This window comes from Streptomyces sp. DSM 120436 (genome assembly GCF_055778765.1).
On sequence record NZ_JBSKBS010000002.1, the window covers coordinates 618,915 to 631,208 of the forward strand.

At 75.1% G+C, this 12,294-nt stretch carries 13 protein-coding genes; 7 read left to right on the forward strand and 6 right to left on the reverse strand.

The window, feature by feature from the left end; all coding sequences use genetic code 11:
• Window positions 1-716: 716 nt before the first annotated feature.
• The gene (locus ACWH4W_RS24650) at window positions 717-1,550 is read right to left on the reverse strand and encodes a putative protein N(5)-glutamine methyltransferase (protein ID WP_473078038.1); all 834 of its coding nucleotides are present in this window, start codon (window positions 1,548-1,550) and stop codon (window positions 717-719) included.
• 464 nt (window positions 1,551-2,014) lie between these two features.
• Here ACWH4W_RS24650 and ACWH4W_RS24655 point away from each other — a divergent pair, with 464 nt between their 5' ends.
• The 4 genes from ACWH4W_RS24655 to ACWH4W_RS24670 all read left to right on the forward strand — a co-directional run bounded on the left by ACWH4W_RS24655 (window position 2,015) and on the right by ACWH4W_RS24670 (window position 5,248).
• The gene (locus tag ACWH4W_RS24655) at window positions 2,015-2,620 is read left to right on the forward strand and encodes a sulfite oxidase-like oxidoreductase (protein ID WP_473078039.1); all 606 of its coding nucleotides are present in this window, start codon (window positions 2,015-2,017) and stop codon (window positions 2,618-2,620) included.
• Window positions 2,621-2,660: 40 nt separating this feature from the next.
• A complete protein-coding gene (locus tag ACWH4W_RS24660) occupies window positions 2,661-3,380 on the forward strand; it encodes a ferredoxin reductase (RefSeq protein ID WP_473079255.1) in 720 nt (239 codons plus the stop codon).
• A 179-nt stretch (window positions 3,381-3,559) separates the two neighbouring features.
• Window positions 3,560-4,141: an Rv1733c family protein gene (locus ACWH4W_RS24665; protein ID WP_473078040.1), complete on the forward strand. Its 582-nt coding sequence runs from the start codon at window positions 3,560-3,562 to the stop codon at window positions 4,139-4,141.
• 138 nt (window positions 4,142-4,279) lie between these two features.
• Window positions 4,280-5,248, forward strand: a complete 969-nt coding sequence (locus tag ACWH4W_RS24670) for an acetylxylan esterase (RefSeq protein ID WP_473078041.1) — start codon at window positions 4,280-4,282, stop codon at window positions 5,246-5,248.
• 64 nt (window positions 5,249-5,312) lie between these two features.
• Here ACWH4W_RS24670 and ACWH4W_RS24675 read toward each other — a convergent pair whose 3' ends face one another.
• Window positions 5,313-6,041 carry a class I SAM-dependent methyltransferase gene (locus ACWH4W_RS24675; protein WP_473078042.1) on the reverse strand — a complete coding sequence of 243 codons (729 nt, stop codon included), beginning with the start codon at window positions 6,039-6,041 and terminating at the stop codon, window positions 5,313-5,315.
• Between the two features lie 214 nt (window positions 6,042-6,255).
• Between ACWH4W_RS24675 and ACWH4W_RS24680 the strand changes: the two genes are divergently transcribed.
• Window positions 6,256-7,419, forward strand: a complete 1,164-nt coding sequence (locus ACWH4W_RS24680) for a D-alanyl-D-alanine carboxypeptidase family protein (RefSeq protein WP_473078043.1) — start codon at window positions 6,256-6,258, stop codon at window positions 7,417-7,419.
• Between the two features lie 152 nt (window positions 7,420-7,571).
• On the opposite strand, the gene ACWH4W_RS24685 is transcribed toward ACWH4W_RS24680, so the two are convergent.
• Both ACWH4W_RS24685 and ACWH4W_RS24690 read right to left on the reverse strand, forming a co-directional pair.
• Window positions 7,572-8,588 (reverse strand): asparaginase, encoded by a 1,017-nt coding sequence (locus ACWH4W_RS24685; RefSeq protein ID WP_473078044.1) that lies wholly within the window; start codon window positions 8,586-8,588, stop codon window positions 7,572-7,574.
• Window positions 8,588-9,343: a FadR/GntR family transcriptional regulator gene (locus ACWH4W_RS24690; RefSeq protein WP_473078045.1), complete on the reverse strand. Its 756-nt coding sequence runs from the start codon at window positions 9,341-9,343 to the stop codon at window positions 8,588-8,590. Before ACWH4W_RS24690 ends, ACWH4W_RS24685 begins: the two co-directional genes overlap by 1 nt.
• A 175-nt stretch (window positions 9,344-9,518) precedes the next feature.
• Between ACWH4W_RS24690 and ACWH4W_RS24695 the strand changes: the two genes are divergently transcribed.
• Window positions 9,519-10,625, forward strand: coding sequence for a fatty acid desaturase family protein (locus ACWH4W_RS24695; protein WP_473078046.1), 1,107 nt, complete (start codon window positions 9,519-9,521; stop codon window positions 10,623-10,625).
• Between the two features lie 178 nt (window positions 10,626-10,803).
• Here the strand turns inward: ACWH4W_RS24695 and ACWH4W_RS24700 are convergent, their stop codons facing one another.
• Window positions 10,804-11,070 (reverse strand): helix-turn-helix domain-containing protein, encoded by a 267-nt coding sequence (locus ACWH4W_RS24700; protein ID WP_473078047.1) that lies wholly within the window; start codon window positions 11,068-11,070, stop codon window positions 10,804-10,806.
• 246 nt (window positions 11,071-11,316) lie between these two features.
• Here ACWH4W_RS24700 and ACWH4W_RS24705 point away from each other — a divergent pair, with 246 nt between their 5' ends.
• Window positions 11,317-11,706 (forward strand): MarR family winged helix-turn-helix transcriptional regulator, encoded by a 390-nt coding sequence (locus ACWH4W_RS24705; protein ID WP_473078048.1) that lies wholly within the window; start codon window positions 11,317-11,319, stop codon window positions 11,704-11,706.
• A gap of 52 nt (window positions 11,707-11,758) precedes the next feature.
• Here the strand turns inward: ACWH4W_RS24705 and ACWH4W_RS24710 are convergent, their stop codons facing one another.
• Window positions 11,759-12,163, reverse strand: coding sequence for an SseB family protein (locus tag ACWH4W_RS24710; RefSeq protein ID WP_473078049.1), 405 nt, complete (start codon window positions 12,161-12,163; stop codon window positions 11,759-11,761).
• Between the last annotated feature and the right edge of the window lie 131 nt (window positions 12,164-12,294).

Below are 12,294 nucleotides of genomic sequence, written 5' to 3' on the forward strand. Positions count from 1 at the left end.
GCCACGCACGTGGGCCACGCTCCGGGAACCGCACCTCCCCCGGGCACGGGGCGCGTCCGAACACACCCCACGCACGGTCGCCCACAGCAAACTTCCGGCACACCCCGGACGGAGGACGCCGGACGCCGGCACCACCCGCCCGGCCGCCCGCCCGAGAAACAGCCGGGCAGCGTCAGGCGCCCCCGGCGCGCCACGCACGTGGGCCACGCTCCGGGAACCGCACCTCCCCCGGGCACGGGGCGCGTCCGAACACACCCCACGCACGGTCGCCCACAGCAAACTTCCGGCACACCCCGGACGGAGGACGCCGGACGCCGGCACCACCCGCCCGGCCGCCCGCCCGAGAAACAGCCGGGCAGCGTCAGGCGCCCCCGGCGCGCCACGCACGTGGGCCACGCTCCGGGAACCGCACCTCCCCCGGGCACGGAGGCCGTGCCGCCGTGCGAGGGCGATCCCGGCGGCCGCCCCGGCCCGTGCGGCCCCGGACCGCGCCGGCGATCAGACGCCTACCAGGAGCCCGCGCACACCTCGTGCGCGCACGAAGGCGGGCGCCTCACCGGCAGCCGCGTGAGCCCTGGCGTGCCCGGCGCGTGTGGCGCGGCTGCGGTCCGCGTGCCGGGGACCCTCCCACGGAGCGCCTGCGCGCCTCCGGCGGCGGCCCGGGGCACGGGGCCGGCTGCCGCCCATGACCGCGTGCCGGGGGCAGCGCCGCCCCCTCACGGCCGTGTGCCGATCACCACCTGGGCGTGGCGGTCCTCGCAGACGGCGAGGTGGGGGCGGAGGCCCGCCCGGGTGAGCGTGGTGAGGGCCGTCGAGGCCTGGCGGGGGCTCGTCTCGGTCAGCAGGGAGCCGCCGGGGGCCAGCCAGGCGGAGGCCTCCGCCGCGACCCGGCGGAGGACGTCGAGACCGTCCGCGCCGCCGTCGAGGGCGACGCGCGGCTCGTGGTCGCGGGCCTCCGCGGGGAGGAGGGCGATCTCGTCGCTGGGCACGTACGGGACGTTGGCGGCGAGGATGTCCACCCGGCCCCGCAGCCGCGCGGGCAGCGCGTCGAACAGGTCGCCCTGGTGGACCTGCCCGCCGAGGACCCCGACGTTGCGGCGGGCGCAGCGCACGGCGGCCGGGTCGATGTCGGCGGCGTGCAGGTCCACGGCGCCGAGCGCGGCCGCCAGCGCCGCGCCGACCGCGCCCGAGCCGCAGCACAGGTCCACGACCACGGACGCGTCCGACGCCCGGGCGAGCGCCTGTTCGACGAGGAACTCGGTGCGCCGGCGCGGCACGAACACGCCCGGCTCCACGACGATCCGCCGGCCGCCGAACTCGGCCCAGCCGACGACGAGCTCGAGGGGCAGTCCGGCGGCGCGGCGCGCGACCGTCGCGTCGACGGCACGCGGGTCGCCGTCGGCCGCGGCGAGGATCACGTCGGCCTCGTCCTCGGCGAAGACGCAGCCCGCCGCGCGCAGCACGGCCGCGACCGCGTCACGGGACGGGAGGGCGGGAGAAGAGGACGGGAAGGCAGGAGAAGAAGGGGAACGGTCAGAACGGTGTGGCAAGAGCCCGGCCTTTCGGGAGCCGAAGGGCGCTCTCGGGGTCACCCGCTCCGGGTGGACCGTGTCGCTGCGAGGTGAGAGCACCCGACCTGACAAGCGGTGATGGGTCTCACCTCCTCAAGGGTCGGCCGGGTCGGTCCGCGGCCGGACGGCCACCCTACCCGACGATCTTCTGGCGGTACGGCGCCTTCAGGAACCCTCAGCCGGCACCTGGTTCACCTGCCCACGACCTCCTCGGACGGAACACCCAGGTCACCGGGGACAGGCGCGCCGCCTTCGGGGAGGGGCTCGCGGACCGGCCGGAGGAGGACCTGCGCCGGTTCGCCGGTCACCCGGCCCGTCCCGACGCCCGGTCCGCCGGGGGGACGGGCTGACGACGGACCGCCCCGTGGCGTGCGCGGGCCGCACACCGCGTACCGTGGAGCGCGGAACACTTGAGCACCACCTGCAACGGAAACGCCGATCACGTGAACATCACCCGAGGCTTCACCGGCCGTCCGCGCGTGCACGACCCCGGGCTGCCGCCCGGCCAGTACGACGCACGGGACGAGTGGCCCGTCCTGTCCGCCGAGGTCACCCCCGACCTGGCGCCCGAGGACTGGACCTTCCGGATCGACGGCCTGGTGGCCGAGCCCCGCACCTGGGACTGGGAGCAGGCCCACGCGCTGCCCGCCGACGCCTACGAGGGCGACATCCACTGTGTGACGGGCTGGTCGAAGTTCGGGGTGCGGTTCGGCGGTGTTTCCCTTGACGCCTTCCTGGACCGGGTCCGGCCGCTGCCGTCGGCCACGCACGTCGTGGCGTACGCGCACACCGGCTACACCACGAACCTCCCCCTCGCCGACGTGACCGGCGGGCGCGCCTGGATCGCCTGGGAGTACGGCGGTGAGCCGCTGCCCGCCGAGCACGGCGGCCCGGCACGGCTGATCGTGCCGCACCTGTACTTCTGGAAGAGCGCCAAGTGGATCGCCGGGCTGCGGCTGCTGGACCACGACGAGCCGGGCTTCTGGGAGGGCAACGGCTACCACGCGCGGGGCAACCCGTGGGAGGAGCAGCGGTACTCCGGTGACTGAGCAGACGGCGCGGCCGGGAACACCGGCCACGCGCTTCGCCGTGCCCGGGCGCATCGGTGTGAGCCGGCGGGCCGCGTCGGTGTGGCGGACGGCCACGCTGACGGAGATCCGCCGGGAGACGCCCCGCGTGTCCACCTTCCGGTTCGCGGTGCCCGGCTGGCCGGGGCATCTGCCCGGCCAGCACCTGATGGTGCGGCTGACCGCCGGCGACGGGTACACGGCCCAGCGCCACTACTCGATCGCCTCGGCGCCGGACGACTCCGGGCACGTCGAGCTGACGCTGGACCATGTGCGGGACGGGGAGGTCTCCGGCTGGTTCCACACGGTGGCCCGGCCCGGCGACCGGATCGAGATGCGCGGCCCGCTCAGCGGCTTCTTCGCCTGGCCGGGCGACCGGCCGGCGCTGCTGCTGGGCGCCGGCTCGGGCGTCGTCCCGCTGATGTCGATGGTGCGGCACCACCGCGCCCGGAACCTGACGCTGCCGCTGCGGCTGCTGGTGTCGGCGCGCGGCCCCGAGGATCTGATCTACGCGGACGAGTACGGCCCGGAGACGACCCCGGTGTTCACCCGGACCGCCCCGGAGGGCACGGCCGTCGGACGTGTGGCCGCCGCACATGTGGCGCCGCTCCTGGCCCAGCAGCCGCCCGGTGGGTGGGAGGCCTACGTGTGCGGCTCCAACTCCTTCGCCGAGCACGCCTCCAGGCTGCTGGTGGCCGCGGGTCAGCCCGTGGAGCGCATCCGCATCGAGCGCTTCGGCTGACCCGGCCCGGCCCGCGCGCCGCGCCCGTGGGCGGTGTCGTTTCACGCGCCCGCCGCGGGGGCACCCGCCCCGGACCCGTTCCGCGCGTGCCGTGAGACGCGTCCCGGAGCCGCTGGGTCCGCCGCCCCGCTCGGCCTGTCACCCCCTCGGCTGCGGGGGACGGCGAGGGGAGGCGAGAGATGCGAACGCGGGTGCTGTCCCGGCGGCGGCGCGGCCCGCTGTGCCGCCGGTCGGACGTCGTCGAGGCGTGGACGACGGTGGCCGTGACCGTGCTGCTGTGCCTGACGGTCCCGTCGGCGGGGCTGCTGACCACCCGGTGGGCGTACGGGGAGGCGCGGGCGGCAGCCGACGAGCAGCGCGCCGAACGGCACCGGGTGCGCGCCGAGGTCCTGGAGCGCCCTTCGACGGCGCGTCCCCCGGCCGGGTCGGAGCGGCGGCACGCCTCCCGGGCGACCGTCCGCTGGACGGACCCGGACGAGGGCACGCGGACGACCGTGGCGCGGGTGCCGGCCCATGTCCGCCCCGGCGACCCGGTGCACGTCTGGCTGGACTCCCGGGGGCGCGAGGTGCTGCCGCCGGTCGACGACGCGTCGGTGTGGCAGTACGGCGTCGGCACGGGCACCCTGGCCGCCGGCGGCACGGCGGCCGTGCTGCTGCTCGCGCACCGCGCGGTGCGGCGGGTGGCGCTGCGGCTCCGGCTCGAGGAGTGGGAGCGGGACTGGGCCCGCACCGGACCGCGGTGGACCCGCCGGGGCGTCTGACATCCACCGGGCACCCCACGGGGGCAACCGCTTTCCACGAGGTTCACCTGGGACTTTTCCCCCGCACTCTGGCGACGGGCCGCATGATCCACGTAACGTGACCTCGCTGCGCACGGTCCCTCACGAAGGCGGTCCCCCATGTCCCTGTTCGACCTCCCCCTCGACAAGCTGCGCGCGTACCGCAGTGCGTCCACGGAGCCCGAGGACTTCGACGCGTTCTGGTCCGGCACGCTCGACGAGGCGCGCCGGCACGACCTGGACGCGCGGTTCGAGCCGGTCGACACGGGACTGACGACCGTGGAGGTCTTCGACGTGACGTTCGCCGGGTTCGGCGGCCACCCGGTGAAGGGCTGGCTGACCCTGCCCGCCGGCGCCGACGCGCCGCTGCCGCTGGTCGTGGAGTTCGTCGGGTACGGCGGCGGCCGCGGGCTGCCGCACGAGCACCTGCTGTGGGCGTCCACGGGCCGGGCGCACTTCGTGATGGACACCCGCGGCCAGGGCAGCGCGTGGGGCGGGGGCGGCGGCACGGCGGACCCGGTGGGCGCCGGTCCGGCGTTCCCCGGCTTCATGACGCGCGGCATCGACGCACCCGAGAACTACTACTACCGGCGGGTGTTCACGGACGCGGTGCGCGCGGTGGAGGCGGCGCGGTCGCACCCGCTCACCGACGCCGGCCGCACCGTGGCGACGGGCACGAGCCAGGGCGGCGGCATCACGCTCGCCGTGGGCGGCCTGGTGCCGGACCTGGCGGGCGTCGCGCCGGACGTGCCGTTCCTGTGCGACTTCCCGCGCGCCACGACGCTCACCGACCGCAACCCCTACCGGGAGATCGGCAACTACCTCAAGACCCACCGCGGCCGGGCGGCGGACGTCCGGCGCACGCTGTCCTACTTCGACGGCGTGCACTTCGCCGCCCGCGGCACCGCGCCCGCCCTGTTCTCGGCGGCGCTGGAGGACCAGACCTGCCCGCCCTCCACGGTGTTCGCCGCCTTCAACGCGTGGGCGCACGAGGACAAGGCGATCGAGGTGTACGACTTCAACGACCACGAGGGCGGCGGCCCTTACCAGGAGGCGGCGCAACTGCGCTGGATGCGGGACCGCGCCTGACGCACCGCACGGTCCCCGCCGGACCGCCGGACCTGGAAACGGGCCCGGGGCTCCGGCGGGACGGTCAGCCCTTCCCCCGTTCGGCCACGATCAGCCGCACCCGGGGGCTCCCGTCCCGTCGGCGGCCGAACTCGGGGAGGGCGAGGAACTCCACGCGGAACCCGGCGCGCTCCAGCCCGCGCCACAGGCCGCCGAAGCGCACGGCGCGGTAGTACATGACGAACGGCGGACGCCAGAGGGCGTTGCGCACCCGCATGACGGTGTCGAACCCGAGCAGCATCACGTGGGCGGGGGAGCCGGGCCGGGGCGGTGCGACGACCGGGAGGACGAACCGGCCGCCGGGCCGGAGCACCTTGCGCACCTGCGCGAACAGGACCGGCAGCTCGCGCGGCAGGAAGTGGCCGAGCGCCCCGAAGCTGACCACGAGGTCGAACTCCGGCCCGAACGGCAGGGCCCGCGCGTCCGCCCGCACCCAGGAGACGTCGGGCCCCTCGGGCCGCGTGCGCGAGCGGGCGACCTCCAGCATCCCGGCGCTGAAGTCCACGCCGGTGACGCCGTCCCGGCACACCTGCCGCAGCACGTCGACGCCCGCGCCGGTGCCGCAGCACAGGTCGAGCCCGGTGCCGTAGGGGCCGGACTCCAGCAGTGCGGCGGCGGTGGCGTCCAGCACGGAGTCGGGGGTGCGGAAGGGGGTGTGGTCGAACTTCGGGGCGAGGAGGTCGTAGCCGCGCTCCACGGACGACAGTGCCTGGACGGCGAGTTCGCTCAGTCGGGGGCCTTCGGGGCTGAACATCCGCCCAGCCTAGAGCCGGTCCGCCGGGGCCGCCCCGGAGTCCGCCCGAGTCGCGCCGGGACGGCCCCGCACGGGACGCGTGCCCCGGGCCGCGCATCGGGGTCCGCGCACCGCCGGCAGACCGCCGCAAGCCGGGCAGAGCATCCGGGTACTCGCGAGCGGCTCGCGGCCGGGGCAGCACGGGGTTCGGGACACCGCTTCCTACGTTTGCGGTATGACTATCGGATTTACTTCGCGGGCTGCCGTGTCGGGGTGCGCGCTCTGCGCGGCGGGTCTGCTCGCGCTCGCGCCCGCCGCGGCGACCACCGGGCCCCGCGTCGATCCCGGGCCGCGGACGACGAACGCCCCCGCGTCCCTGTTGTACCGGCCGGGCACGCACGTCCGTCCGCGCGCGGGGGCGCCCGAGGTGCCGGACCTGTCCGCCCGCTCCTGGCTGGTCGCCGACGCGGACACCGGCGAGGTGCTCGCGGCGCACGACGCGCACCGCAGACTGCCGCCCGCCAGCACCCTCAAGACGCTGTTCGCGCTGACCGTGATGCCGGTCCTGCCGTCCGGCATCCGGCACCGCGTCCGCCCGGAGGAACTGGAGGGCATCGGCCCGGGGAGCAGTCTCGTCGGGGTCGCCGAGAACCGGACGTACCGCGTCTCCGACCTGTGGAACGGCGTCTTCCTCAACTCCGGCAACGACGCCGTGCGGGTGCTGGCGGCCCTCAGCGGCGGCTGGCGGGCCACGGCCGAACGGATGGAGGAGAAGGCACGGTCCCTGGGCGCCCGCGACACCCGGGTGAAGTCGCCCGACGGGTACGACGCACCGGGTCAGGTGTCGTCGGCGTTCGACCTGGCCGTGTTCGGCCGTGCGGGGCTGCGCAGCCCCGAGTTCGCGGAGTACTGCGCGCGGGCGGAGGCGACCTTCCCGGCCCGTGACGGCGGCAGCTACCCGATCGTCAACACCAACCGGCTGCTCACCGGGGCGGACGGGGTCGCCCCGTACCGGGGGCTGATCGGGGTGAAGAACGGCTACACCAGCCAGGCGGGGAACACGCTGGTCTCGGCCGCGCGGCGCGACGGGCGGACCCTGGTGGCGACGGTGATGAGCCCTCGCCCGGACGACGGAAACGCGGTGTACGAGGAGGCGCGCTCGCTCCTCGACTGGGGCTTCGAGGCAGCGGGGACGGTGAACCCGGTGGGCTCCTTGGACGCCCTGCGGAGCGGCCCGCCCGGCGGCCCGGAAGCGGACACCGTGGTCGCGTCCACGCCTCGTCGGAACGACACCGACGACCGCCCGGTGTGGTGGACGGCCGCCGGGGCCGGGCTGCTGGGCGGCGCGGGCGTGGCGGTGTACCTGCGGCTGAGATGGGGGCCGGTGCCGAGGGCCTGAGCGCCGGCGAGCGGCCGCCCCGTCCCGCACGCCTGAGGTGTGGAGGACCCCCGTGCCACAGGCCTGACCGCCGGAGGGCGGGCCCCCCTCCCGCACGCCTCACGCGTGGGACGGCCCGGCGCCGAGGGACCGGTCTGCCGGTCACACCTCGTTCAGACGCGAACGGGTTCCGCCGTCGCGTCCAGCGCGCTCACCGGGCGGATGCCGCCGACCGGGCGGCCTCCGCCGAGTACCGTCTCGCCCGCGAACGCGGTGAGCCGGGCGGGGTCCACGCCCGCACGGGCGAGGGCCGCCGCGGTGACCGGGACGCGGGCCCGGCCGGCACCGTCGGCGATCTTCACGGCGACGGCCCGCCCGTCGGGCAGCGCGGCCACCTGGACGCCCTCGAAGCCGTCCTTGGCGAGCAGCCCGGGCACCGCGCGCATCAGCGCGGCCACGTCCCGGCCGGTGCCGGACGCCATCTCGGCGTGCGTGCGCATCGCGTCGGCGACCCGGCCCTCCGGTGTGCCGGGCAGGGCGCCGGCGATGCGGGCCGCGGCGCGGGCGAGGCCCTCCAGGGAGACCGCGAACAGGGGCGCGCCGCAGCCGTCGACGGTGACCGTGGCGACGCGCCGCCCGGTGAGGTCCTCGACGGTCTCGGCGACGGCCCGCTGGAGGGGATGGGCCGGGTCGAGGTAGTCGTCGAGGGACCAGCCGTTCAGCTTCGCCGTGTACAGCATGGCGGCGTGCTTGCCGGAGCAGTTCTGGGCGAGCCGGGAGGGGCCGCGGCCCGCGCGCACCCAGGTGTCCCGGACGGCGGGGTCGAAGGGCAGGTCGGGGACGTTGCGCAGGTGGTCCTCGGTGAGTCCGGCGTGTTCGAGGATGCGCCGGGCGCCGTCGAGGTGGCGTTCCTCGCCGGAATGGCTGGCCGCCGCCAGGGACAGCAGTGCGCCGTCGAGCGGGAGACCTGCGCGGACCATGGCCACCGCCTGGACGGGCTTGAGCGCGGAGCGCGGGTAGAAGGCCGCCTCGGGGTCGCCGAGACGGAACGCGGCCCGGCCGTCGGCGTCGAGGACGACGACGGAGCCGTAGTGGACTCCTTCGACGACTCCGCCGCGTATCAGGTGGGCGACGGGGGCGTGGCGGGGTGCGCGGACCGGGGGTGCGTCCGCGGGGAGACTGCTGTGCATCACACTGCCTGCGGGTGGTCGGGGCGGGCCGGCGCGGGGGTGGTGCGCGGGCCCGGCGTGCGCGTGGAGCGCACGATGTCGGTGAGGGTGGTCTCGACACGGTCGAGGTGGTGGGTCATGGCCCGGACGGCGTCCTGTTCGGAGCCGTCGGCCAGGGCCTCGACGATGGCCCGGTGTTCACGGTCGGAGTGGGCGCGGCGGCCGCCGAGCTCGTTGAGGAAGGCGGACTGGCGGGCCAGGGCGTCCCGGATCTCCTCGATGACCCGCCGGAACACCGGGTTCTGGGCGGCCTCGGCCACGGCGAGGTGGAAGAGGGTGTCCATGGCCGCCCAGGCGCGGGTGTCGGTCTCCCGCTCCATCCGCTCCAGCAGGCCCCGCAGCCGGCCGAGGTCCTCGGGGCCGCGGCGGCGGGCCGCGTAGCCGGCGACGGGGATCTCGACGTGCCGGCGCACCTCCATGAGGTGTCCGGCCGTGTAGTCGCCGAAGGTGGGGTCCTGCACGGCGTCGGCGACCACGAAGGTGCCCCTGCCGGTGCGGGACACGGTCAGGCCCATGGTCTGCAGCGCCCGCAGCGCCTCGCGCAGCACCGGGCGGGACACCTGGAGGCCGCGGCACAGCTCGGCCTCGGAGGGGAGCTTGTCGCCGATGGCGTACTCGCCGCGCTCGATGGCGTCGCGGAGGTGGGCGAGCACCGCCTCCGTCGCGCTGACGCGCCGTGGTGCCGCACCACCTGTCTGGCTGTCTGACAGGTTCACGGGCCGATCGTGCGGGCCGGCCGCGCGCACTGTCAAGCGCGGGCGGTGCCGAGGTGGCGCGGGCCACGCCCCCGCCCTGGGGGCAGCACCCCCCTCCCCCCGGGGGGAACCGTCCTTTCGCATGCGGGTGCCAGCGCCCTTCTTCGCACCGTGAACCGCGCCCATACTCACACGCATGGCCAATTCGACGATACCGACCGGCATCCATTCCCCGGGCGAGGGAGAACAGCGGACGGAATTTCAGGGGAACGGGCGGAAGAGGGAGCGGGAGAAAAATTCCGGGAGAGGGAGTGATTTCTCCGAGCTGTCCCGGCGCATGACGGAGGCGGGCCTGCTCCGCCGCCGTCCGCTGTATTACACGGTGCGTTTCACCGCCGTCGGTCTGGCGCTCACCGGAAGTGTCGCCGCGTTCCTGGTCCTGGGCGACAGCTGGTGGCAGCTGTGCGTCGCCGCCGTGCTGGCCGTGGTGTTCGGGCAGCTCGGGCTGGCCGCGCACGACCTGGCGCACCGCCAGGTGTTCTCCCGCCGGCGCCCCAGCGAGATCGGCGGCCTGGTGGTGGCCGACGCGCTGCTCGGCATGAGCTACGGCTGGTGGATGAACAAGCACACGCGCCACCACGCGCATCCCAATCACGAGAACAAGGACCCGGACGTCGCACCCGACATCATCGTGTGGTCACGCCGTCAGGCTCGGCAGGCCGAGGGGCCGGCCCGGTTCGTCGGGAAACACCAGGCGGCCCTTTTCTTCCCGCTGCTGACCCTTGAGGGCCTGAATCTGAGTTTCAGCAGTTTCAAGGCACTGCGGAGTCCGTCGATGAAACGGCCCGTGCTGGAGGGCACGCTGCTGGTCGCGCATTTCGCCGTTTATTTCGGCGGTCTGTTCGCGGTTCTCTCCCCCGGCAAGGCGCTCGCGTTCATCGCCGTCCACCAAGGGCTGTTCGGCCTCTACCTCGGTTCCGTGTTCGCACCGAACCACAAGGGCATGCCGATGATCGAGGAGGGGACCGAGCTGGACTTCCTGCGCCGCCAGGTGCTGACCTCCCGCAACGTCGACGGCGGTGCGCTGACCGACGTGTTCATGGGCGGCCTGAACTATCAGATCGAGCACCACCTCTTCCCCAGCATGCCGACACCGGCGCTCGCGAAGGCCCAGGCCATCACCGAGCGGTACTGCGCCGAGCTGGGCATCCCGTACTGCCGGACGGGTCTCCTGGACTCGCACCGCACGGCGCTGCGCCATCTGCGACAGGTGGGCGAGCCCCTGTGCACGGCCGGTCGCTGACCGCCACGGCGCCCGCACCTTCGGGCCCTGCGCCCGCATCGTCCGGGCGAGCGGGCCGAGGGTCCCCACCGCGACCGCCGCGACGACGGGCGTCCGGGCACGGGCCTGCGTCTCCCAGCCGCTCGCGACGGCCGGCGCAACGGCCGGACGTCCTCCGTTCCCGTCGGGACCGGCCCGCCTACCAGCCCTTCTCGAACAGCCGTGTCACCTCGGCGAGGCGGATCTCGTCACGGCGGTAACGGGGGCCGCCGTGGTCGGCGGCGGGGCGGAGCAGGCCGAGGGAGGCGAGCAGCCGGAGGTGGGTGAGGGCCACGGGGCGGGACACGCCCAGGCGGGCGGCGACGTCGTCCGCGGTGAGGCCGCGTTCGGCGGTACCGGATGCGCCCAGCCACGCGAGGATGCGCAGTCGTGTCCCGTCGGCCGGGGTCCTCAGCATGTCGTCCACCTCCCCGCCGGGCTTCCTCGTCTCCGGCGCCCTCCCACTGTGCCCCGGCCGGGGCCCTCGTATCCCGCGCCTCGCGCACCTTGTCCGGACTCAACCCCCGTACTACATAAGGAAATTGAACGTCGAAGCGGTGACCGGGGGCCGCATCGGCGCGGGGATGGCCCCGCCCGCGGGACCGACGGAACGGGCGTCGACCTGACGACGCCACCCGTTCATTGAAAATCGAACAAATGTTACCGTTCCCTTATGGCAGGGACGACCGACGAGGTACGGCTCGAGGAACGGTGGCGTGACATCCTCGCCGTGCACGCGCGCACCCTGGGTGAGATAGACCGCGCGCTGCATCCCTACGGTGTGGGCGCCTCCGACTTCGAGGTGCTCGACCTGCTCGCGTCCACCGCTCCCCCGCACGGTGAGCGGTGCCGGGTGCAGAACCTGGTCGGCCGGGTGCATCTGAGCCAGAGCGCCCTGTCACGGCTGATCGCCCGCCTCGAGCGGCACGGCCTGGTCGAGCGGAGCACCTGCCCGACGGACCGGCGCGGTGTCTACGTGCAGCTGACCGCGCGCGGCCGCGAACTGCACGCCGAGACGCTCCCGGTGCAGCGCGCCGCCCTGGCCCGCGCTCTCGGGGACTGAGTCCGGCCTCCGCCCCCGGCCCGAGGGGGCCGGGGGCGCCGTACCGCGCCCGCTACGGGCGGGCCAGCAGGGTGCGGACGCCCTCGGAGGTGAGGGTGAGGCGGTGGTCGGAGCTGCCGTCGATGGTGAGGGACAGGTCGTCGGCCGGCCACTGCGCGGCGAGCGCGCCGAGCGGGACCAGACGGTAGCGGGAGACGAACGGGAGCAGCCCGGTCATCTCCAGTTCGGAGGTGAACACGGGCACCACCTGCGTGCCGCCCGGCTGCTCCAGCACGGGCAGCGCGACGGCGCCGGGGTCGGCGGCCTCCTCGTCGCCCGCGTCGTCGGGCACCGGGATCAGCACGTCGCTGTTGGCCAGGGCGTCCAGCGCGGCCGTGTCCTCGGTGTTCTCCGACAGTGCGTCCAGGGCCCGCTGCGCGGGCGTGGGGGCGTTGTTCTCGTGCGCGGGTGTTTCCATGACGAATTCCCTGGTAGCGGCGGTTGTCGGTCCGCCCGGGACGCACTCCGGCTCCGGGCACGGTGAGGGACGCGTACCCGTTCGCACGTCGCGCAACCCTGCGATCGACGACCGTCCCGCGCGGCCCGGCG